Source organism: Phycisphaerae bacterium (assembly GCA_012729815.1).
Classification (GTDB): Bacteria; Planctomycetota; Phycisphaerae; order JAAYCJ01; family JAAYCJ01; genus JAAYCJ01.
This window is the reverse complement of sequence record JAAYCJ010000238.1, coordinates 1-23,585: the sequence shown is the minus strand read 5'-3', so window position 1 is coordinate 23,585 and position 23,585 is coordinate 1. Positions and strand designations below refer to the sequence as shown.

Sequence of the window (23,585 nt, the reverse complement as noted above, 5' to 3'; positions counted from 1 at the left end):
GCTCGCCCGCGGTCACTCGGACAGAAGAATCCCCCGTCCCACTCCGCCGCGCGGGGTGGTGTTGGGATAGTCGGGATTGATTTTCTGCTGGATCAGACGGATCAGGTGTTTGGGGTCGGCGGGCTTCGTTGGCGTTTGCACCTGGGTCAGTTCGAAATTCCTCACCGTGCAATCCTTGTCGGGAGAGAAGACTTCCACCCACGTGGCCGGGTCGGCCGGGTTGGCTTTGAACGTCATCGAGAGCGGGCCGATCTCCACCAGGGCAAAGCCGTCCTTCGGCTCGAAGCCCAGCCGCACGTCGCGGATCGTCAGCCCGTCGACGTTGTGGGCGATCTGAAAGGGGGCGGCGCCGTGGTCCGCGGCGAAACGGACGTTCTCGATTTGGACGTTTTTGATGTTGCCGATAGGATCGGCGAAGTCCTTGTCGCGGCCGCACTCCAGGTTCGGTTGATCGTAGGCCTTGAAGGTGCGAATGCCCTCGATATTCCGCAGCACGCAATCGTGGATATCGCAATCGACCGTCCGGCCGTCGGCATAGCGCTTCGTGCCGCCCAGCAGGCGGATCTCCGATGGGGCCTTCGGCTCGGACGGCGCCTGGCCGACCACGTCCTCGACCAGCACGTGATGGATCGGGCCGAAACTGACCACCGTGTGATACCAGTCCCACGCGTTCAACGCGATCAGGTCGTCGCCCATCACGCCCCGCACGACCCGCACGTTGCGAACGTGCCCGAACGACGCCGGGCCGTTGATGTGTACGCCGTCGCGGTGATGACGGTCGAACCGGATGTTCTCCACCAGAAAGTGCGAGGCGTTGCTGATCTGGATCCCGTGCGGCCGGCACTGCCGGATCGTCACATCGCGCACCACGACCCGCCGCACGTTGCTCAACAGGATCGTCCCATGGGCGCAAAAAGGTCCGCCCGGCAGCGCCCAGCCGTTCGCGTTCCCGTTCGACTCCTGGTCCGTCGTGGCCAGCGTCGTCCAGATGCCTCCGACGATCTGCAAATCCTCATCGGCGTTCGCGTCGGGCTCGACCGGTCCGCTGTGCCCGTCCACGATGTGCTCGTTGCGCACCATGCAGCGGTTGCTGCCGGGCCTCAGCCGAATCTCCGCCTCCGGATCGGCAACCAACCGACACCCGCTGCGCAACACGATCGGCGCGTCAATGTAGTACGGCTTGTCGCGCTTCGGCAGATACACCGCCCGGTGCTGATCGATGGCCGCCTGGATCGCCTCGGTCCATATCTCCCCCTGCACCGTCGAGGCGACCAGCTCGCCTTTCTCATCCGGCCACTTCTCAACCCACGACCCGCTCCGAACGCGGGATGCAAAACCCGACACATCCGGCCCCTCAGCCGACATCGCCGCCACAAACGCACACGCCCTCATGATTTCCTGAACCAGGCATACCGGCACGTCCATCTCCTTAAACTCATCCGCTGAGGCCCACGACGGACTTTCGTCGACGGTCTCGGGTTGACGCTATGTTTCCCGCCTGCGTATGGCGTTTCAAGCCTTTTCCGGCGGGTCTGCCACAATGAATCCCGAGCCGGGAGATAGAAACGGGGGACCGGCGGTGATACAATGAACCTTTGTGATTGCAGGTGCCGCAGGAGCCGCCGCTGATGGGCAAGCCGTTGACCGATGTGGACAAGTTGCGCCGATTGCCCTGGCTCTACGCTGGGAACGTCTGGAATCAGATATTCTGCATTCTGACGGTTTTCGGGTCGGTGTTCATTCTGTTTTTGAACGAGCTGGGTCTGGAGAAGACCCAGATCGGTTTTCTGCTGGCGTTGATTCCGTTCGCGGCGATCATCGCGGTGATCAGTACGCCGCTGTCGGCGCGGTTGGGGTTCAAGCGGACGTTCGTCTGGTTCTTTGCGGCTCGCAAGATCGTGGCGGGTCTGCTGATGCTGGTGCCGCTGGTGCTGTTGCACTTCGGGCGGGAGTCGGCGTTCGTCTGGGTGGCGGTGACGGTGTTGGGTTTCGCGGTGGCGCGGGCGATCGCGGAGTCGGCGTTTATTCCGTGGCAGCAGGAGGCGGTGCCGAACAACATCCGGGGCAAGCTGGGTGCGATCAACACGATCCTTTCGACGGTGGCGGCGATCGTCACGCTCATCGTCGCCAGCCATGTCGTGGGGCATTTCGATTCGCTGTACCGTTTCGTGGTGCTGATCGGGGTGGGGGTGGTGGCGGGGCTGGTTTCGACGTGGTGCTTCAGCTTCGTTCCCGGTGGCGAACCACCGGACGGCACGGTTCAGACCCGGCACTTCGGCACGATGCTGGATTCGCTACGCGACCGGAACTTTCGGCTGTTCCTGGTGGGGTTGGCGTTGGTGATTTTCGGGTTCAACCCGCTGGCGGCGTTCGTTCCGCTGTATATGAAGGAACAGATCGGGCTGGCCACGGGCAAGGTGGTGCTGCTGGACGTGGGGGCGTACGCGGGGATCATGGTGTCATCGTACCTGTGGGGATGGGCGTCGGACCGGTACGGGAGCAAGCCGGTGATGCTGTCGGGGCTGGGCGTGATGCTGCTGCTGCCGGTGATCTGGTTTCTGCTGCCGCGTCAGTCGCCGGCGAGTGCGGCGCTGGCGATGGGGGCGGCGCTGGTGGTGGGGGTGGCGACGATGGGTTGGCAGATCGGGTATGGGCGGTATCTTTACGTCAGCGCGGTTCCGGCGGAGCACAAGACGGGGTACATGGCGGTGTTCTACGCGTGGGCGGGACTGACCGCGGGGATCGCTCCGCTGCTGGCGGGGCGGTTTCTGGATTTTTGCGGCGGGATTTCGTCGAAGGTTTCGGTGTTCACGGTCGACCAGTACACGCCGCTGTTCGCGGCGTGTTTTTCGATGCTGACGTGCGGGGTGATCGTGATGAGCCGGGTTCGGGGCGATGGGGCGATGCCCACGGGGCGGTTCGTCGGCATGTTCCTGCAGGGTCATCCGGTGATGGCGATCGGCACGATGGTGCGGTACCACCTGGCGCGGGACGAGGGGGAGCGGGTGAGCACGACGGAGCGGATGGGCCAGGCCCGCAACCCGCTGAGCATCAACGAGCTGATCGAGGCGCTTCACGATCCGAGCTTCAACGTGCGGTACGAGGCGATCATCTCGGTCGCCCGCATGCCGGCGCGTCCGGAGCTGGTGGACGAGCTGCTGCTGGTTCTTGGCGGGAAGGAGCCGGACCTGGCGATTGCGGCGGCGTGGGCTTTGGGGCGAATCGGCGACAAGAGCGCCGTCTTGCCGCTGCGCGAGACCCTTCTGTCCGACTACAGCCTGTTGCGGGCCCGAAGCGCCCGGGCTCTGGCGACTCTCGGCGACGTCGAGAGTATTCCATTTCTGTTGCGGGAGTTTCGCTGCGAGACCGACGACGGGGTCCGGCTGGCCTACGCCTCGGCGCTGGGCATCCTGCGGGCATCGGAGGCCACCGACGACCTGATCGCCTTCCTCCGAAGCCGTCAGGATTCGGTATCGCGCGAGGAGGTCGCGTTGGCCCTTGGGCGGATTGTCGGTTCCGAACGGCGGTATATCAGCCTCTGGCGGTCGCTTCGCTCGGAGCCCGGCACCAGTGCGGCCCAGGCGCTGCTGGATATCAAGAAGTCCTTTGAAACCGGTTGCGGACGGGACGACCGGCTGGTGGCCGCCTTCGACGAGTGTGCCCAGTGGTTCGCCCGCAACGATCTGGAGACCGGGGCAAGACGACTGTCGATGACGGTTCGGGAACTGCTGGCCGACGCCCGGGATGACGCCCTGGACGCCATTATCCAGGAGTGCGGCGAGCAGCTTGCCCGGGGCGGCGGCGCCCGGATGGAGTACGTCCTGCTGGCCCTGCACGCGGCTGCCGCGCGGCCCCGCAGCCCGCGGGTGAAGGCCAAATGTCCGGACAAGCCCCTTCCCGGAACCGAGCAACAATTTTCCCGGTAACGGACCTTTCGCTTGTCGCCGGTGTGAATACTGGTATACTATAAGTTTTGGACGACGGCGGTAGCCGGGTCGCGTCTGCAGGCCGCTTTCGTGCATTTCATCGCCCAAAGCTCGCGGGAGCGGGAGCGTCATTTTCCGTTTGGGGCGAACCAGCGACGAAGAATAAGAGTAGTGTAAAGCATGCCCGACCAAGGCGATACCAGTTCGGCATCCGCGTCCAGCTTCGGCGGCGGCGAAGACACGCTGGTCAGCAAGCTGGTGCTCAAGCACAAGCTTGCCACCACGCAGGAGATCAAATCCTGTCTGGTCCGCAAGAAGCAACTGGCGGATAGGGGCCAGGACAAGCCGCTCAGCGAGGTCCTTGTTGAGCAGGGCTGCGTGACGGCTGCGCAGATGCAGCGGCTGATCGCCGACGCCGATCAGAAGCCGGCCAAGCAGTTATTCCCGGGCTACCAGTTGCTCGACAAACTCGGGAAGGGGGCGATGGCGACGGTCTACAAGGCCCGGCAGCTCTCGCTGGACCGCGTAGTCGCGGTGAAGGTGCTTCCGCACCGTTACAGCGAGAACGCGGAGTTCGTCGACCGGTTTTACCGGGAAGGCAAGGCGGCGGCGAAGCTGAACCACCGGAACATCGTGCAGGCCATCGACGTCGGCGAGGCGGGCGGCTATCACTACTTTGTCATGGAGTACGTCGACGGCTATACCGTCCACGACGTGCTGGCCAAGAGCAAGCGGTACCCGGAGAGCGAGGCCGTCGACCTGATCCTCCAGATCGCCGACGCCCTGGCCCACGCCCACGCGCGGGGCCTGGTCCACCGGGACGTGAAGCCCAAGAACATCATGCTCACGAGGGACGGGGTGGCGAAACTGGCGGACATGGGTCTGGCCCGCGAGGTTTCGGATACCCGGCTGGCCCAGTCGGAGGCCGGGCGGGCCTACGGCACGCCGTACTATATTTCGCCCGAGCAGATTCGGGGCGAGGTCGATATCGACTTTCGGGCGGATATCTACTCGCTGGGCGCGACGTTCTACCACATGGTGGCGGGGCGGGTGCCGTTTGACGCCCCGAATCCCACCGCGGTCATGCTCAAGCATCTGCGGGAGCAGCTTACGCCGCCGGACCACATCAACCCGGAACTGTCGGTCGGCTGCGCCGAGATCATAGAAGTGATGATGGCCAAGCGGCGGGAAGACCGCTACCAGTCGACCGAGGAGATGCTCGAGGATCTGCGAGCCGTCCGAGAGGGGCGTCCGCCGGTCCACGCCCGGGCGATTTTCGACGTCAACGAACTGGCGAACCTGGAAGAGCAGGGGTCGCCGGCCGAGCCGCCGGTCCACGGCTCTGCGGCTGCGGCGGCGCAGATGGTGGCGGGCTGGAAGGTCGCGGTCGCGGTGCTGGCCATGCTGCTGGTGCTTTCGCTGATCGTCAACGTTGTGCTGCTGTTGGGTTCCTGAAGATGAGATTTTGCCGTTACTGCTGAGGGCTGCTGTGGTGTCCACCGTGTTTGGCTCACGATCGGGTCCTGTCGTTCTGGGCGTGCTCGCCCTGATCCTGCTGCCGGGATGCCCGGCGAATCTGAACCGGGTGCCTGGCTCGACCGAGACCATCAAGGATCCCAAGACCGAAGGCAGCTATCTGGTGTACGTGCCGTCGTGGCACAGCAATGAGCAGCGCTGGCCGGTGGTGGTGACCTGTCACGGGACGATTCCGTGGGACACCGCGGATCTGCAACTCCGCGAGTGGCGGGGTCTGGCTGAGCGGGTGGGTTTTATTGTTCTGGCTCCGCGCCTGAAGGGGACCAACGGCACGGGTCTGGTGGGCCGGGAAGACCAGTTGCGGCGGCAGCGGGAAGATGAGGCGCTGATTATAAGTGCTGTTGATCAAGCATTAAAGAATCTTAATGGTGATTCGGATCGGGTCTACATGACCGGATGGTCCGGTGGCGGTCTGGCCGTCTATCACACCGGGCTGAACAATCCTTCGGTATTCCGGGCCCTGGCGGTGCGGATGGGCAACTTCGATGAGACGTTTTTGCCGAACATCCGCGAGCGGCTGGACCCGTATCAGCCGGTGGCGATTTTCTTCGCCGCCAGCGATCCGCTGCTTGGCATTAACATTCAGAGCCGCAAGGCGGCGGACTTTCTTGAGACGATGGGCGGCAAGCGGGTATTTCCCCGCGAGATTGCCGGAGGTCATCGGCGAAAGCCGGAGATCGCGTTCGATTTCTTCAAGACCGTCACGGAGAAGTACTCCCTGGTGCGGCCGCGGGCGGTCACCGGGATTGGCGAGAACGGCTTGGGCGTGCAGTTCTACCTCCAGGTGGACCCGCCGCCGCAGGCGGTGTTCTGGGATTTCGGCGACGGCCAGACCGCGGCGGAGCCGACGCCTCGCCACTACTACGCAGTTCCCGGCCGATACAGCGCCAAGGTGACGGTGGTCACGGCCCGCGGGGCCAAGACCCATCGGGAACTGCATCTGGACCTTTCCCGCTGACCCGCCGCGAACCCGCGGGCCTCGATGCGCGTAGAGTCACTTGGCGAACGACACAGAGACGGTTTGTCGAGGTCCAACCGCATGAACTCAATCCGAATTCCGGCTGCCATATGTCTGGTCTTCGCGGTCGGCTGTTCGGGCGCGGCCCGCGGCGCTTCGCCGGTCGAGGCCGAAGGACCGGGCCTTGCGATCCGCGTGGCGACGTACAACGTGCTGACCAGTTCCGATCCCAACCGGATTCTCAAAAACCTGCAACTTCTGGACGCGGATATCGTCTGTCTTCAGGAGGTGCGCAACGACGCAACGCACCTGAAACGGTTCGTGGATCAGTTGAAAATGACGGCGGCCTACGCCGCCTATGGCCCGCGCAGCGGCGCGGGCATGGCGATCCTGGCGCGCGGGACGATCAAGCCCGGCAAGGTGCTGAACATGGCGGGTGAACACGATTACGGGTTTTCAGCCGACGTGACGATAAAGGGAGAGACGGTTCGAGTCCTCTGTATCCACCTCAAGTCGCTGCCCCGCCCGCTGATCCGGGGCGCGATGGAGTCGATGGGGGCCCGGACGCGCCAGGCCAAGGACGTGGTGGAACTGGCCGAGGCCAGCCCGCATCCGGTGATCGTGGCCGGCGACACCAACTCGCTGGGGTTCTTCCCGAGTTACGTGGCGCTGGCTCGTTCGCTGACCGACTGTTGCGCCGCCTGCGGCACGACCACCCAGCCGAGCATCTTCGTCAACCGGGCGGGTTACCGGATCGACCACGTCTTTGTGCGCGGTCCGTGGGCGATCGACGCGGCCCGCGTCCGCGAGTTGGACGGATCGGACCATCGGCCGGTGGTGGCCGAGTTGAGACTGCTCGGCCCGACCACGCGACCGGCCGGCCTGGAAGGGCCGCAGGAGCCGTCTCGGTAGAAACTTTCGGCGTTTACGGTTGCATTAAAACGCCCCGGACAGCAGAATGGAATTTGCATGAAAAACCGCACGGGAGAGGCGATGACAAGCCGGTTGGTGGCAGTTCTGGCAATGACTTTTTTGTTGACGGCAGGCGTTGCGCGGGGTGAGCCGGAGGCGTCGGCGGTCCAGACCAGTCCGGCCCAGGGCAAGCTCATCCAGGACATGGTCAAGATCGTCACCGACCAGAACACGCCGATCTATCCGAGCCGCAAGACCGCCGCCGGTTCGCTGCTGTTGCTCGGCGATCCGGAAGCCGACCGGCAACTCCTGGCGATTCTGGCCAACGCCAAGGACCGCCAGAGCCAACTGGCGGTGACGGCGGCCCTGACCGAAATCGAGAATCCGGACCCGCAGTATCAGTCGGCCCTGATCGACAACCTGCTCGCCGGCGACCCCGCCCTTCAGGAGGCCAGCACGATCGTCCTGAGCCGCTATCGCGATCCGGGTTTGATCGAGCGGATGGGGCAGATCATCGACAGCGACAAGCGCCCGCTGCCGCAGCGGCTGGCCGCCATCGGGGCCATGGGCAAGATGCGGTCGAAACAGGCGGTCGCGGTGTTGATCACCCTGATGGAACGCCTGCACCGGGACCGGACGGGGAGTCGCGAACTGAAGTTGGCGTGTGCCCGAAGTCTCTATGACCTGACGCTGGTGGACTACTCGACGGACGTGTCAGCCTGGCAGAAGTGGTGGGAGAAGAACAAGAACAAGGACGATCTCCAGTGGCTGCAGGGCCAACTGGACATCCTGGCCAACGAGAACCGGTTCCTTCGGACGCGGCTGGAGCAGACCGAGCGGGTTCTGATCGAGACGCTGGTCCGCTCGTTCCGGTCGGCGCCCAAGAACGACGCGGAACGGGTCAAGACGATCCAGGAGTATCTGGCCAGCAGCCTCTCCGCCCATCGCCTGGCCGCCCTGCAGATGCTGACGATCTGGATTTCCCAGAATCAGGGACTTCCGCCGGAGCTTCAGACTTCGGTTCGGTCTCTGCTTGGCGATCAGGACCCGATCGTCCGCTGCGAGTGCGCCAAGGTGCTGCGGGACGGCAAAGACGTCCAGGCGGTCGAGGCCCTGCTGGGCCAATTGGAGAAGGAAAGCGAGCCGCTGGTCAAGCGCGAGCTGCTGGTGGCTTTGGGACAACTGGGCGGGCCGGAACTGCTTGACCGCGTGCTGCCTCAACTGGCCCTGCCTCTGGAGACGGTGGCCACGGGAGCGGCCCAGGCCCTGGCGCGGATCTTCCAGAACGACAACGACGCGCCGATCGGTCCGGAGTTCCGTGACGCCGCGGTCAATGCGATTCTCCAGCGGTATCAGCAGGCGGGCGACGACATGCCGCTGCTGCGGCAGGAACTGCTGGCGGCGATGGGGGCGATTCGCGACAAGCGGTTTCTGCAGGTGTTCAAGGACGCCCTCGGGAGCCCGGACGCCAACGTCCGGCTGTTCGGGGCCGCCGGGTTGGCCGCTCTGAAGGATCCCGCGCAGATCGACCTGCTGCTGGGCTACCTCAAGGACGATCCGGAGCCCGGCGTACGGGCCAAGATTGCCACCGGGATCGCCTCACTGGGATTGGCCGACGATCGCAGCGTGGTCGATCAACTGGTGGAACGGCTGAACCCCACAGTCGAGAAGGACAAGCAGGTTCGCGAGGTCATCTTCGGGGCGATCACCACGATGGTCAAGCGCTGGCCGTGCGACCAGCAGATCGCGTGGGCCGAAGCCGTTTTCGCGAGGGCGGCGTGGGTCGATCTCGAACACCGCCAGGCGATCGTCAATGGGCTGCAGGATCAGATCACCGCCCAGTCGGGCGCCTGGCCGCCGGACGTGCAGGTTTCTCTCTTTCGGCAGTTCGGCGACCTGGTGCTGGTCACCGACCGGCCCGCTGAGGCGGTCAAGTACTATCGCCAGTCGCTGGTGGCGGCCAAACGGGTGACTTCGCCGCCGGTGGAGGAACTTGCCGACCGGATGTGCCAGTCGATCCTGGCCGCCGCGTCCGGCGGCCTCGACCCGCTGGTCTGCGCCCAGTTCCTCAACCGTTCGGTCGGGCTGATCCCGGGGGCGCACCTCGAGGTCCTGACGGACTGTTTTGCGGAGGTCCTGGCCCAGGAAGATCCCGACAACCATCTGCAGGAGTTCATCGCGGCCCTGTCCGCGGATTTCCATAAGGAGCTGTCCGAGGCGTACCGGCAGAAGCTCGCCGCGATGGGACGAGGGGTCCCGTCCACCGCGCCGGCCCTGGCGGCGGACACCCAGCCGAGTTCTTCGTAACGTCTTTACCCTCAGGAGTTTGCATTCATGGCCATTTGTTACCTCGGCATCGATCTGGGCGGGACGAACGTCAAAGCCGGCCTGGTCGAGGAGACCGGAGTAGTCCGCAGCAAGATTTCGATCCCCACGGAGGCCGAGCGGGGGCCCGATCACGTTATTGACCGGATGATCCTGGCTGGGAAGATGGCGATTGACGAGGCGCGGCAGTCGCCCGATGCGGTGCGGGCGATCGGCATTGGCGCGCCGGGCGCGTTGAACCACAAGCAGGGCGTGATCGTCAGTCCGCCGAATCTGCCGGGATGGCGGAACGTGCCGGTCCGCGATCGGTTGAGTGGGCATTTCGGGCTGCCGGCAACGCTGGAGAACGACGCCAACGCGGCGGCTTGGGGTGAGTTCTGGGTGGGAGCGGGACGAACCGCCGAGTCCCTGGTCATGTTCACTCTGGGCACGGGCGTGGGGGGCGGCATCGTCTCGGATGGCAAGTTCATTCGCGGGTTCTTCGACAACGGGGCTGAGATCGGCCACATGATCATCGAACCGAGCGGGCGCCTGTGCAACTGTGGGCAGCGAGGGTGTCTCGAGGCCTACGCTTCGGCTTCGCACACCGCCCGGATCGCCACCGACGCCATTCTGGCCGGCCGCGAGAGCTCGATGAAGCAGATCCTCGACCGCGGCGAGGCTATCACCACCGAGCGGATCGTCGAGCACATGGGACGGGGCGACGCCCTGGCCACCGAGACCTGGCAGCAGACCTGCCGGTACATTGCCATCGGCTGCATCAATCTTACTCATATCATCAATCCGGAGATGATTATTCTGTCGGGCGGCATGGTCTATGCGGGCGATACGCTGCTTGTGCCCGTCCGACAACATTTCGAAGCACTCCGCAGTCCCGCCTTCGAGAGCAGCTATCCGCAGATCGTGCTCGCGGAACTGGGCAACGACGCGGGCTTCATCGGGGCGGCTGGGGCGGCCAAACTGGCCGAATCGCTGGGCGAACTGGCGTAGATAGGAGTTGTTCCGAACAGGCCGCTGCGTCCCTCGCTGTCGGGCCGCTTGTTATGCCATCGGGCTGCGGCATACAATGGCAGTTGGGACAGCCTGCTACGTCCCTTTCGTACCGCTTAATTTGTTGACATGTCAGGCAAGGCTTGGCAAAATCACGGCTTAAGAGCCTCTGGCCTGACCGCCCCGCATTTCGGGCGGCGGCACGGACGACCCGTGTCGGGCCGCGCATGGTTTCGGCCGATGGCAGTCACCACGCCGGAAGGAGTGACACGTGCGTAACTTTCTCGTAATGGCGCTGCTGAGCACGGCCCTGCTCTGGATTTGCGGCTGCCCGGAGCAGTCGGAGCGTCAAGCGGCCAAGGACGCCGGTGAATCGGTCCAGCAGGCGCTTGCCGAACTGGAGAGTTTCGCCCGCACCAGTCCTCTGATGGAGTACAGCGATCAACTGGCGGCCCTTCCCACCACGCTCCCGGCGGACGGCGAGCGGCAGGTTAAGAACATCCAGCAGGCCGCCGACGAACGGATCAAGCGGTTCGAACAGGCGATCGCCGGACTGGAGCAGCAGCTTCGGGACGCTCCCGCTGAGGCCGCCGGCGTGTCGATCAACATCGCGCTGGCCCACGCCGTGGTGGCCGATCTTCGCAACTTCCTGGCCCTGCGTCAGATCGACCGTTACCAGTTGGGCAACGCCTCGCTGCTCGCCGGTCTCGAAGAGGTCCGCGCGACCGCCAGCCGCATCCAGATGGTTAAGAGCCAACTGAGCGATCTTGAGACGCTGACGCTGGCGGAGGCGACCCAGGTCGCCCAGAAGGACGTGGCCGAGCTGGAGCGGAAGGTCGGCGAGGTCCGGCAGGACATTTCCGCCGTTGAAGGGCTGACCGAGGACCTGGAAACGCAACTCCAGGAGCGGCAGAACGAGCGGGAGAATGTGAATCTCGAGATCAGCGGGTTGACCACCCGGATCAGCGCTCTGGGCGCCGAAGAGGCTGTGGAAGTTCAGAAGCAGATCAACGATCTGGAGCGTCAGGCGTTCGCCCTGTCGGTCAAGATCGACCGCCTCGAGGCCGGGCCCTACGAGTTGTCGGCGGACAAGCAGGCCACACTCACCGACGGCCGGCAACTGAGCACCGTCGAGGGTCTCCAGCAGTTGCGGGAGGAAACGCAGGTGCTCCAGACTCGCCTGCAGAGCCTGGATGCCGCCTTGACCGCCCAGAAGCAGTATCTGGAGAATCTCGAGAGCCAGTCGCAGATCAACCAGCAGCTTGTCGGCCAGCTTTCCCAGCGGGCTGAGGATCTGACCGCTTCACTCAAGACGTCGCTGGACCAGGTGAGCGGCAAGCTGGAACAGGCCCAACGGACTTTCGAGGCCGCCCAGCGGGAATCGAGCAAGGCCCGCCAGAGCGCCTCATCCGCCCAGCAGGCGGCCAGCCGTTACAGCGGCGCCGTTCGGGCCGCTCAGGGCAACGTCAAACCGGGCCAGAAGGACCCGCACCTGGAACTGGCCCAGCGGACGGCCCGGGTCGCCCTGGTGGTCAGCGGCGAGATGATTGAAACCCTGATGGGCGAGGCCCGGCTGTTGGACATTCGCCGCCGGCAGATGGACCTGGTTGTTCCGGTCCTTCGCGAGGCGCCGGTCGAGTTGGGCGAGACCCTCGGGGCCTATGTCGCCGAGGCGGAGCAGGCTGCGGCCGACGCGGCGGGTAAGGTCGCTGAGAACGTCGAGAAGGCCCTGGAAACCGCGGAAAAGGCGGTCAACGAGGCGAGCCAGGAGGCCAAGACGCTGGCCCGGGTCCGCCTGGCCGAGGTCTACTACCAAGCGGCCCTGCTGATGCCCGACCAGACGGACAGCTATCTGGCTCAGGCCAGGACGGTCGTTACGGAGGCGCTGGCGGAAAAGCCGGATCCCAATTCACCGGCAGCCAAGCCGTTGAACCGGCTTCGGACGTTGCTGGGGGTGGAGGAGGCGTCGTAGTTTTTCGGGGAGTGACGGGAGGTTAAGCGTGGCGATCCAACAATGGTCGGAAAACATCGTGCTCGTCAATCTGCAGGATGACCCGCAGTTCACGGACGACCTGAATGCGGTCATGCAGATGGTCGAGGAGCGTCCGGACATCGACGTGGTGATTGATTTCAAGGACGTCAGCTTCCTGAATTCGTCCAACATCGCCAAGCTCCTGAAGCTGCGCAAGCAAGTTATGATTAGCAATGATCGGCAGATCAAGTTGTGCGGCATTCCGACCGCGGTCTGGGGCGTGTTCCTGGTGACCGGGCTGGACAAGATCTTCGAGTTTTCCGACGACGTGGCCAATGCGTTGGCCAGTCTTCAGCTGAACAAACGGGCCGAACCGTAGGCTCTTTGGAGCTTTCGGCGGACCGGGACGGGTGAAATTTGGCTTGCAAAAGGATGCGACTCGCGTAGAATTGTTATCGCTTGTTCCGTCGAGACTTACGAACGGCAAGGTCGGATGGGCGAGCCACTCCCGCCAGCGGCGTCTCGGCGGTGGCCTCAGCCGACACCTGTAGGGTCAGGTGCTAGTAAAGGAGAGCGGCTTTGACAACGCTAACCAAGGTCTTCATCGTCATCATTGCGGTCCTCGCCATCGTGTTTTCCATCCTGGTGATCCAGTACACGGCGATGACGGAGAACTACAAGGCCCAAGCCGATCAGAACCTGACCCGGGCGACCGCGGCCGAGCAGGAACTCAAGGGGCAGGCGAGCCTCAGCGCGATTGCGCAGGCCCATCAGAGCCAGGTTTTGCGGGATATGGAGAGCCAGATCGCCGAACTTCGCACGCAGTTGGCGACGCAGACGTCGGAGTTGGCGACGGAGCGCAACAAGCTGCTGGCTGAGCAGCAGAAGGGGGCGGCTCTGACGGGTCAGGTCTCGCAACTGAGCGGGATGTTCCAGACCGCCGACACCGAGCGCAAGCAGTTGCAGGAGCAGCTCACCGCGATTCGCCAGCAGTTGGCTGCGCTCCAGGGCGAGAACTTCCAGGTGACCCAGACGAATCAGGAGCTGGAGCTCCAACGGCAGCTCTACGAAAAGCAGATCCGTCTGCTCAAGGAGCAGAACGTTTCGCTGGAAGAGACGGTGGCCAAGCTTCGTCAGCGGATGGCGTCGCCTCCGGGCCAGGATCAGGCCCGGACGGCCGGTTCGCAGGGCCCGGTGGGGTCGGCCCAGGAAGCGCAGGCGGCTCCGATCATGGGACAGATCACGGAGGTCCGCGACTCGCTGGCGGGGATTTCGGTGGGGTCGGCCCAGGGCGTGAAGGAAGGCATGGAGTTTATCGTTTACCGCGGCGGGCAGTACCTGGGCAAGTTGCAGGTTCGGGAAGTTCAGCCGGATGCGTCGGTGGGTGAACTGGTGCAGGTGCAGGGCGCGATCCATCGCGGCGACAACGTGACGGACAGGTTCTAGCACCGCGATTTTCGAGGAGATCATTCATGGCGGCATTGACCCGATCGCCGGGTGGACCGAGGCCCGCGGGCGCTCCGGCGGAGAACAACGTATACACCATGCTGTTGATGATCGCCGCGGCGTTTCTGCTGGTGGCGGTGGTTGTGCTGGGTATTCAGTTTCACTCGTTCTACGGGCTGGATCAGGTCTTCAGCGGCGTTTCTGCGGTGGGCAGGTAGCCATCGGCGTCCGACGACCGGTGGCGATGGGCTGGACGATAGCCGGTCGATAGTGGTTGCGGTACGCGGTCGTTTTCTGAAGGGGCCGATTTGTGCTTCTCGATAACCTGTTGGGTGTTTTTTCTCTCGACATGGGCATCGACCTCGGCACGTGCAACACCCTGGTGTGCGTGCGAGGGCAGGGCGTTATCCTTAACGAGCCCTCGGTGGTCGCGGTGCGGAAGGGGACGAACCGCGTGCTCCAGGACGGCAACGCGGTCGGTCTGGTGGCCAAGGAGATGCTCGGCAAGACGCCGGGCACGATCAGCGCCATTCGTCCGCTGAAAGACGGCGTGATCGCCGACTTCGATATCACCGAGGCGATGCTCGGGTACTTCATCCGCAAGGTCCACGGGCGGCGGAGCTTTATCAAGCCGCGGGTGGTGATTTCGGTGCCCAGCGGGATTACGGCGGTGGAAAAGCGTGCGGTGTACAACTCGGCTGAGCGGGCCGGGGCGCGGCATGTGCGGCTGCTTCAGGAGCCGATGGCGGCGGCGATCGGGGCGGGGCTTCCCATCGCCGAGCCGACGGCCAACATGGTGGTCGATATCGGCGGCGGCACCACGGAGGTGGCGATCATCTCGTGCGCCGACATTTCGGTCTGCGAGTCGATCCGGGTGGCGGGCGACGACGCGGACGAGGCGATCATCAACCACATGAAGCGGACGTACAACCTGCTGGTCGGCGAGCAGACGGCGGAGCGGATCAAGATCGAGATCGGGTCGGCGGCCCCGCTGCCCGAAGAGAAGACGATGGAGGTTCGGGGACGCGACATGATCTCTGGCCTGCCGAGAAAGACGGTGGTGACCAGCGACGAGATCCGCGAGGCCCTTCGCGAGCCGGTGGGTCAGATCATCGAGGCGGTGACGCGGACGCTGGAGCACGCCGAACCGGAGTTGGCGGCGGATTTGGTTGATAACGGCATCTTCCTGGCCGGCGGCGGCGCGTTGCTCCGCGGGCTGGATCAGATCATGTCCGACGCGACGGGGCTGCAGGTGCGTCTGGTGGACGATCCGCTGACGTGCGTGGCCCGCGGAACCGCGATGTACCTCGAGCACTACAGCCAATGGTACAAGACTCTTGAGGCCGACGAGGAAGACTAGTGAACGCGCCGCGGCGGGACGCATTCGGCAAGAGGATTCGCGTCAAGAAGGTATTCGCGGCCGTGGTGGGGGTCGCTCTGCTGCTTTTGTTTCTTCCCGTTCGATGGACCGGTCCGCTGGAGCGGGTCTGTCAGGCCCTCTTTGCCCCGGCCGGGCGTTACACGATTCTGGCCGCTCGGGCGGTGGGCGGCGGCGACGAGGCGCCGGGCGGTTCGGCAGGGGGGCTGGATGACGGCCAGCGGGAACGGCTTTTGACGGTGCTCAACGCCCGGCTGGTCCAGCTCGAAGAGGAGAACCGGCGGCTTCTGGGGCTTCGAGAGACCATCGATTTTGACTATGGCTTCGTTCGGGCTCACGTTTCGCAGTTTGACAGCCTCGGCTTGGAGTCGATTGTCATTGACAGGGGCTCGTTCAGCCGGATTCCCGACGGGGCGCCGGTGCTGTTCGCCCTGGCTGAACAGGTTCCGGGATTCGAACGGGTCAGCCCGCAGGTGGCCCTGGCCACCGCGGCCCTGGTCGGCCGGATCGCCTACAGCCCGGGTCCGTACACCGCACGGGTCGAACTGCTGACCTCGACGGACGTCTATTTTCTGGGGCGGGTGGTCCGTCCGGGCCGGGACAACGGCCCGCCGGTCGAAATCACCACCGTCCAGGTCAGTGGGGCCGGTAACGACCAGCTGCTGGCCGCCACCATGGTGCCGGTGACGCATCGCATCGAGCCGGGCGACCTGGTTCTGGTGGCTGAGCCGCACCACTTCAAGCTGCCGGTGGCCCTGGCGGTGGGTACGGTCGAGGCGGTCAAGCCTCGGATTGACAGCCCCCTGCACGCCGATCTGAGCATTCGGCCTTATTTCCAAAAAGCACAGCTTGACACGGTCTACGTGCTGGTCGTGCTTCCCGAATCCGGACATTAGGTATTTCCTTCCCTCACAGTCGCTTATAGCGATCGCGGTGTTCCCGCCGATCGTCAATGGGATTGAGAATTCACGAAAGGCCGCAGCTGGAATTGCCGATGTTTCTGATAAACCTAGCGTGATTTTGTTCAACGCGAGCCGTAAACGCAGACAGGGTCAGAGGATCCAAAAAACATTCCCCGAATTTGACGAACCTACGGGACACAACTACAATAACCTGTGAACGGATTGTGTAAACTGGGGAAGCAGCGAACGTCCGAACTTTTTCGCGACGCAGCGGCAAGGAGGAGTATAAGTAATGTTTGAACGTTTCACGGATCGAGCCAGAAAGGTGATGGCGCTGGCCAATCAGGAGGCCCAGCGGCTGAACCACGAGTATATCGGGACCGAGCACATCCTGCTGGGGCTGGTCAAAGAGGGCAGCGGCGTGGGCGCCACGGTGCTCAAGCAGCTCGATGTCGATCTGCGCAAGGTGCGGATGGAGGTCGAGAAGCTGGTCAAGAGCGGCCCGGACATGGTCACGATCGGCAAGTTGCCGCAAACTCCTCGGGCCAAGAAGGTTATCGAATATGCGATCGAGGAGGCCCGCAAGCTCGGGCACAACTACGTGGGCACCGAGCATCTGCTTCTGGGCCTTTTACGGGAGCAGGAAGGCATCGCCGCCCAGGCGCTGATCAATCTGGGTTTGAAGCTCGAAGAGGTCCGCGAGGAGGTTCTGAGCCTGCTCGGCGCGACCGGAAGCGGCAGCGCGCAGGAGCAGGAGCGGGGCGAGAAGCGTGCCGAAGGCGAGCCGGGCAAGTCGAAGACGCCGGCTTTGGACAGCTTCGGCCGCGACCTGACGGAACTGGCCCGCGAGAACCAGCTTGACCCGGTGATCGGCCGGCAGGGCGAGATTGAGCGTCTGATCCAGGTGCTGTGCCGGCGGACCAAGAACAACCCGGTGCTGCTGGGCGAGGCCGGCGTGGGCAAGACGGCGATCGTTGAGGGGTTGGCCCAGAAGATCGTCAACCGGGAGGTGCCGGAGATTCTGTACGATCGGCGGATCGTGGTGCTCGACCTGGCGATGATGGTGGCTGGGACGAAGTACCGCGGCCAGTTCGAAGAGCGGATCAAGGCGGTGATGAACGAGGTCCGTCGGGCCAAGAACATCATCCTGTTTATTGACGAGTTGCACACGCTGGTCGGCGCCGGCGGGGCCGAAGGGGCGATCGACGCCTCGAACGTGCTGAAGCCCGCGTTGGCCCGCGGCGAGATTCAGTGCATCGGGGCCACGACGCTCGATGAGTACCGCAAGTACATCGAGAAGGACGGGGCTCTGGAGCGTCGGTTCCAGCAGATCATCGTCGAGCCGCCGACCCGGGACGAGACCCGCGAGATTCTCAAGGGCCTGCGCGACCGGTACGAGGCGCACCACCGGGTGCAGATCACCGACGCGGCCCTGGAGACGGCGGTCGAGCTGTCGGGCCGGTACATCACCGGGCGGTGCCAGCCGGACAAGGCGATCGACGTGATCGACGAGGCCGGGGCGAGGATCCGCCTGCGGTCGATGACCAAGCCGCCGGATCTGACCGACCTGGAGAACCAGATTGAGCGGCTGGAGATCGAGAAGGCCGAATCGGTGAAGAACGCCGACTACGAGCGGGCGGCAGAGCTGCGCGACAAGTGCGAGCAACTCCGCAAGGAGAAGGACGAGCGTCAGCACTCATGGCGCCAGCAGAACAAGGAAGTCGAAGGGATCGTGGACGAAGAGGTGATCGCCGAGGTGGTGAGCCGGATGACCGGCGTGCCGCTGACGCGACTCGAGAAGGAAGAGACCCGCCGGCTGCTGGAGCTGGAGAATGAGCTGCACAAGCGCGTGGTCAGCCAGCACGAGGCGATCACGGCGGTGTCGCGTTCGGTTCGCCGCAGCCGCAGCGGCCTGAAGGATCCGCGGCGTCCGATGGGCGTGTTCATTTTTGTCGGGCCGTCGGGCGTGGGCAAGACGCTGCTGGCCAAGTCGCTGGCGGAGTTTCTGTTCGGCGACGAGGACGCGATCATCCAGCTCGACATGAGCGAATACATGGAGAAGCACAACGTCTCGCGTCTGATCGGCGCGCCTCCGGGATACGTGGGGTACGAAGAGGGCGGCCAGCTCACCGAGCGGATTCGCCGTCGTCCGTACGCGGTGGTCCTGCTCGACGAGATTGAGAAGGCCCATCCGGACATCTTCAACATGCTGCTGCAGATCATGGAGGAAGGGCGGCTGACGGACTCGTTCGGTCGGCACGTGGACTTCCGGAACACGATCATGATCATGACGAGCAACATCGGCGCGGAGATGATCAAGGACAGCGGCCAGTTCGGTTTCGGCAAGCGCAACATCGAGACCGACTACGCCAAGATGAAGGACATCCTGAAGCGCGAGGTCGAGAAGCACTTCCGGCCCGAGTTCATCAACCGGGTGGACGACATCATCGTGTTCAAGCCGCTGGGCCGGGACGACCTGCAGCAGATCGTGGACTACGAGATGCGGAAGGTGGTCGGGCGTCTCGCGGAGCGTGGCCTGGCGCTGGAGTTGACGGTCGAGGCGAAGGAGGCCCTGATCGAGAAGGGGTATAATCCCGACTTCGGGGCGCGGCCGCTGCGTCGGGCGATCGAGGAGCACGTCGAGGACCAGCTTTCGGAACGGCTGTTGCGCGGCGAGTTTGAGGGCATGGACCGAATCGTCTGCTCGGTCAAGGACGGCCAGTTCGTCTTTGAAGGCAGCAGCACGGCGCCGAAGGAAGAATCGCCGGCGCCGAGCATGACCGACGCGACGTGAACAAGCCGCAGCGTGTAGATTATCATCACACCCGGGACCCTCAGGGGGTTCCGGGTGTTTTTTGTCCGGACGGTCGAGCCCGGCCGGTCCTTTTGACGATAAAGGTATGTGGCAGACTTCCGTGCGCGCAGAACGTGAGGAAACAGGCGATGACCAAACGAACCGCGGATTTTCAGTCGACCGACACGTGGCGGGTGTTCCGGATCATGTCCGAGTTCGTCGAAGGTTTCGAGACGATGAGCAACATCGGCAAGGCGGTCTCGATCTTCGGGTCGGCGCGGACCAAGCCGCAGAACCGCTACTACAAGATGGCTGAGGACCTGGCGGCGGAGCTGGCCCGGCGGGAGTTCGCGATCATTACCGGGGGCGGTCCGGGGATCATGGAGGCGGCCAACAAGGGGGCGGTGGAGGCCGGCGGGATCAGCGTGGGCCTCAACATCACCCTCCCGATGGAACAGACGCCGAACCCGTACACTAACGTCGCGCTCGACTTTCACTACTTCTTCGCCCGCAAGATGATGTTCGTCAAGTACGCCTGGGCGCTGGTCTGCTTTCCCGGCGGCTTCGGCACGCTCGATGAGTTTTTCGAGTCGCTGACGTTGATTCAGACCCGCAAGTCGCCGCGCTATCCGGTGGTGTGCATCGGGAGCGACTACTGGTCGAGCCTGCGGGACTGGATGAGCGAGGTGCTGTTCAAGCAGTACAAGGCGATCGACGAGGACGACGTGCTGCTCTTCGAGATCACCGACGACATCGCGGCGGCGGCGGACTTCATCGAGAAGCACGCGGGCAAGGTCTCCAACGGCAACCATCATCTGAAGGCCAAGGACGAGGAGTTTCGCTTCCTGATGCCGAAGAAGGGCGCACCCCGCAAGAGGGGCAAGTAGCTCGCTTTCGCAAGCAGTGGTTTACCGAGCGATGTAGCGAGCCAAACGCTCCAGCAGGAATCGTCCGGCAGGGTCGGCCATCAAACGAAGGCTGCACACGATCATCTCGCCGCGTCCGATTTGGCACTCAGCCGCATAAACCCGATCCTCGGTGGCCCAACGCCGCAGCACATCGGGGTTTTCCGGGGCGGGTCCGGCCTGGTCGCCGGTGGTTCGCCAAATCGGGACCACACGGAGCATGTGTCTGAGGCGGCGTCTTGCGTCGCCGGCCGCCGCGGGATTGACCACCGCCGGATAAAACGGGTTTGCGGACACGTGGCGTCTCCTGTACCATCGTTTCGGGTCGTTTTGATACCGAATTATCACGCTGTGCGGCGGTGAGCCAACGCCGGGGAATGCCGCCGGAGGTCATTTGCGAATGAAGCAGTTGCGGCATCAGGCGGACGTGTGCGTGGTTGGAGGCGGCATGGCGGGCGTCTGCGCCGCCCTCGCTGCGGCCCGGCACGGGGCGAAGGTGGTGCTGATCCACGACCGGCCGGTGCTCGGCGGCAACACCTCCAGCGAAATCCGCATCCACATCTGCGGAGCCGACCGGAACAATCGTATTCCGAACATGCGCGAGACCGGTATTCTCGAAGAGTTGCGTCTCGACAATCTCCGACGGAATCCGCATCAGAACTACTCGATCTGGGACCTGGTGCTTTACGAGAAGGTGCACTTTGAGCCGAACCTGACGCTGCTGTCGAACTGCACGTGCCTGAAGGCTGAGACGGCGGGCACGCGCATCGCCAACCTCACCGGCTGGCAATTGACCACCGAGACATACCACACGGTGGAGGCGAGGGTGTTTATCGACTGTTCCGGCGATGGGCTTCTCGCGCCGCTGACCGGAGCCCAGCACCGCATCGGGCGCGAGGCGAGGTCGGAGTTCAACGAGTCGATTGCGCCGGAGCAGGCTGACAAGCAGACGATGGGCATGACCTGCATGTTCCATGCGGCCAGACACGATACGCCTCAGCCGTTCGAGCCGCCTGCGTGGGCCCACGATTTCCCGCGCGAGGAGGATCTGCCGTACGGAACGAGCGGCCACGACTGGGTCGAGATGGGCTACTGGTGGGTCGAGGTCGGCGGCGAGCACGACAGCATCCACGACACCGAGAAGCTGCGGGACGAGTTGCTGAAGATCGTCTTTGGCGTTTGGGATCATATCAAGAACCACGGCGACCACGGGGCGGATAACTGGGCTCTCGACTGGATCGGTTTTCTGCCCGGGAAGCGCGAGAGCCGCCGCTGCGTGGGCGATCACATTTTGACGCAGAACGACGTGGAAGCGGAAGGGCGGTTCGAGGACGTGGTGGCGTACGGCGGCTGGCCGATGGACGACCATCACCCGGCGGGTTTCTGGGCGGTGAAGCTCGGAGCTCCGGCGACGATCTTCCATCCCGCTCCTTCGCCCTATGGGATTCCGTATCGTTGCCTCTATTCGCGCAACATCGACAACCTGATGTTCGCGGGCCGCTGCGCGAGTTTCACCCATGCCGCCCTTAGTTCGACGCGGGTTTCCGGCACGGCGAGCGTGCTGGGCCAGGCGGCGGGTACGGCGGCGGCGATGGCAACGGCCAGGCAGGTCACGGTTCGCCAGATCGGCCAGCGCCACATCGTCGAGTTGCAGCAGGCCCTGCTCCGCGACGACTGCTATCTGCCGCGTATCCGTCAGGAGTTCTCGGCCCTGACCACGTCGGCTGAGCTGACCGCTTCGCGAGGCGATCCGTCGCCGGTCCGCGACGGGACGAGCCGCCCGGTCGGCGACGAGGTTCACGCCTGGACCGCCGGGCCGGGCGACTGGATCGCCTACCGATTCGACTCGCCGCGGACCGTCAACGAGGTCTCGCTCGTTCTCGACAGCGGATTCGACAAGAAGGTCATCATGAGCCTTCACGGCAGCTACGGCCAGGTCACCCGCGTTCCCGACGTGACGCCCAAGGACTTCCGGATCGAGGTCTTTGACGACGGGAGTTGGCGGACGCTCCACGAGGTGCGCGGCAACCACCAGCGGTTGGTCCGCCTGCCGATCGGCCGGACCGTCGAAGGGGTTCGTTTCACCCTCATGACCACGTGGGGCGCACCTGAGAGCCGCATCTATGCGTTTTACCTGGATTAGGTGGTTTTCCGCATGTTCGGCGTGCTCCGTGCCGGCGGGCTGATTTCTGTTGCCTCGGTCCCGGCCGGTTCGTATATTGGTCGTTTTCCAGATTTGCGGAAGCATTGACCAGTAACCCTGACGCGTATGGAGGCTGATTATGTCGTCTTGCATTGAACACATTCAAGGGCGTGAGATCATCGATTCGCGTGGCAATCCGACGGTTGAGGTGGACGTGATCCTTTGCGACGGGACGTTCGGCCGGGCGGCGGTGCCCTCCGGGGCGTCGACCGGCGAACACGAAGCGGTCGAGCTGCGCGACGGCGACAAGAAGCGCTACGGCGGCAAGGGCACCCTCAAAGCCGTCGCCAACGTCAACGAGACCATCGCACCGCGACTGCTGGGCATGGACCCGCGCGACCAGGAAGCGATCGACCAGGCCATGATCGAGCTCGACGGGACGGAGAACAAGGGCAACCTCGGGGCCAACGCGATCCTGGGTGTTTCGATGGCGGTGGCCAAGGCGGCGGCGGCGTTTTGCAACCTGCCGCTGTACCGCTACATCGGCGGGGCTGGGGCGCACACGCTGCCGGTGCCGATGATGAACATCCTCAACGGCGGCCGGCACGCCGACAACAACGTGGACCTTCAGGAGTTCATGGTCATGCCGTTCGGCGCCGCGTCGTTTTCCGAAGGCCTGCGGATGGGGGCTGAGGTGTTCCATTCGCTCAAGGCGGTCTGCAAGGCCAAGGGGTACAGCACGGCGGTCGGCGACGAGGGCGGGTTCGCTCCGAACCTCAAGACCAACGAAGAGGCCCTCGACCTGATCGTCGAGGCGATCAAGAAGGCCGGCTACAAGCCGGGCAAGGACGTCTATATCGCGATGGACCCGGCGGCCAGCGAGTTGTACGACGGCAAGAAGAAAAAGTACCACTTCTTCAAGAGCGATCCGGACCGGTGGGTCGGCAGCGACGAGATGATCAAGTTCTGGAAGAAGCTGGTGGACAACTACCCGATCGTCTCGATCGAGGACGGGTTGGCCGAGGACGACTGGAAGGGTTGGGCGGACCTGACCGCCGAGCTCGGTCAGAAAGTCCAGATTGTCGGCGACGATTTGTTCGTGACCAATACGAAGCGTCTGGCCCGCGGCATCAAGGAAGGCTCGGCCAACAGCATTCTGATCAAGGTCAATCAGATCGGGACGATCACCGAAACGCTCAACGCGGTCTACATGGCGATTCGCAACGGGTGCACGGCGGTCATCTCGCACCGCAGCGGCGAGACCGAGGACAGCACCATCGCCGACCTGGCGGTGGCGACCAACGCCGGGCAGATCAAGACCGGGGCTCCGTGCCGGACCGATCGGGTGGCCAAGTACAATCAGCTCCTTCGGATCGAAGAGGAACTGGGCGGCCAGGC

The 23,585-nt window shown here is 64.1% G+C and carries 18 protein-coding genes; 16 read left to right on the top strand and 2 right to left on the bottom strand.

Features of this window, described 5'->3' with window-relative positions; genetic code table 11:
* Positions 1-12: 12 nt before the first annotated feature.
* Positions 13-1,419: a hypothetical protein gene (locus GXY33_15545; GenBank protein ID NLX06553.1), complete on the bottom strand. Its 1,407-nt coding sequence runs from the start codon at positions 1,417-1,419 to the stop codon at positions 13-15.
* 209 nt (positions 1,420-1,628) lie between these two features.
* On the opposite strand from GXY33_15545, the gene GXY33_15540 reads away from it, so the two are divergent.
* From GXY33_15540 to GXY33_15475, 14 genes are all read left to right on the top strand, one after another.
* Positions 1,629-3,926 (top strand): MFS transporter, encoded by a 2,298-nt coding sequence (locus GXY33_15540; protein NLX06552.1) that lies wholly within the window; start codon positions 1,629-1,631, stop codon positions 3,924-3,926.
* 180 nt (positions 3,927-4,106) lie between these two features.
* Entirely contained in the window at positions 4,107-5,381 is a 1,275-nt protein-coding gene (locus tag GXY33_15535; GenBank protein NLX06551.1) for a serine/threonine protein kinase, read from the top strand.
* A gap of 46 nt (positions 5,382-5,427) precedes the next feature.
* On the top strand, positions 5,428-6,420 hold the full coding sequence (locus GXY33_15530; GenBank protein ID NLX06550.1) for a PKD domain-containing protein: 993 nt from the start codon (positions 5,428-5,430) through the stop codon (positions 6,418-6,420).
* A gap of 81 nt (positions 6,421-6,501) precedes the next feature.
* Positions 6,502-7,332 (top strand): hypothetical protein, encoded by an 831-nt coding sequence (locus GXY33_15525; protein ID NLX06549.1) that lies wholly within the window; start codon positions 6,502-6,504, stop codon positions 7,330-7,332.
* Between the two features lie 123 nt (positions 7,333-7,455).
* Entirely contained in the window at positions 7,456-9,639 is a 2,184-nt protein-coding gene (locus GXY33_15520) for a hypothetical protein (protein NLX06548.1), read from the top strand.
* A 27-nt stretch (positions 9,640-9,666) separates the two neighbouring features.
* The gene (locus GXY33_15515) at positions 9,667-10,647 is read left to right on the top strand and encodes an ROK family glucokinase (GenBank protein NLX06547.1); all 981 of its coding nucleotides are present in this window, start codon (positions 9,667-9,669) and stop codon (positions 10,645-10,647) included.
* A gap of 271 nt (positions 10,648-10,918) precedes the next feature.
* Positions 10,919-12,619 (top strand): hypothetical protein, encoded by a 1,701-nt coding sequence (locus GXY33_15510; protein NLX06546.1) that lies wholly within the window; start codon positions 10,919-10,921, stop codon positions 12,617-12,619.
* A gap of 28 nt (positions 12,620-12,647) precedes the next feature.
* Positions 12,648-12,998: an STAS domain-containing protein gene (locus GXY33_15505; protein NLX06545.1), complete on the top strand. Its 351-nt coding sequence runs from the start codon at positions 12,648-12,650 to the stop codon at positions 12,996-12,998.
* 200 nt (positions 12,999-13,198) lie between these two features.
* The gene (locus GXY33_15500; GenBank protein ID NLX06544.1) at positions 13,199-14,065 is read left to right on the top strand and encodes a hypothetical protein; all 867 of its coding nucleotides are present in this window, start codon (positions 13,199-13,201) and stop codon (positions 14,063-14,065) included.
* A gap of 26 nt (positions 14,066-14,091) precedes the next feature.
* Entirely contained in the window at positions 14,092-14,283 is a 192-nt protein-coding gene (locus GXY33_15495; GenBank protein ID NLX06543.1) for a hypothetical protein, read from the top strand.
* 107 nt (positions 14,284-14,390) lie between these two features.
* On the top strand, positions 14,391-15,425 hold the full coding sequence (locus GXY33_15490; protein ID NLX06542.1) for a rod shape-determining protein: 1,035 nt from the start codon (positions 14,391-14,393) through the stop codon (positions 15,423-15,425).
* Entirely contained in the window at positions 15,425-16,339 is a 915-nt protein-coding gene (locus tag GXY33_15485) for a hypothetical protein (GenBank protein ID NLX06541.1), read from the top strand. Before GXY33_15490 ends, GXY33_15485 begins: the two co-directional genes overlap by 1 nt.
* A gap of 298 nt (positions 16,340-16,637) precedes the next feature.
* Positions 16,638-19,139: an ATP-dependent Clp protease ATP-binding subunit gene (locus GXY33_15480; GenBank protein NLX06540.1), complete on the top strand. Its 2,502-nt coding sequence runs from the start codon at positions 16,638-16,640 to the stop codon at positions 19,137-19,139.
* A gap of 149 nt (positions 19,140-19,288) precedes the next feature.
* A complete protein-coding gene (locus GXY33_15475; protein ID NLX06539.1) occupies positions 19,289-20,026 on the top strand; it encodes a TIGR00730 family Rossman fold protein in 738 nt (245 codons plus the stop codon).
* A 21-nt stretch (positions 20,027-20,047) separates the two neighbouring features.
* On the opposite strand, the gene GXY33_15470 is transcribed toward GXY33_15475, so the two are convergent.
* Positions 20,048-20,341 carry a hypothetical protein gene (locus GXY33_15470; GenBank protein ID NLX06538.1) on the bottom strand — a complete coding sequence of 98 codons (294 nt, stop codon included), beginning with the start codon at positions 20,339-20,341 and terminating at the stop codon, positions 20,048-20,050.
* 103 nt (positions 20,342-20,444) lie between these two features.
* Here GXY33_15470 and GXY33_15465 point away from each other — a divergent pair, with 103 nt between their 5' ends.
* Together GXY33_15465 and eno are read left to right on the top strand one after the other, a co-directional pair.
* The gene (locus GXY33_15465) at positions 20,445-22,187 is read left to right on the top strand and encodes an FAD-dependent oxidoreductase (GenBank protein NLX06537.1); all 1,743 of its coding nucleotides are present in this window, start codon (positions 20,445-20,447) and stop codon (positions 22,185-22,187) included.
* A 139-nt stretch (positions 22,188-22,326) separates the two neighbouring features.
* Positions 22,327-23,585 (top strand): phosphopyruvate hydratase (gene eno, locus GXY33_15460; protein NLX06536.1); only part of this gene is annotated, 1,259 nt, incomplete at its 3' end.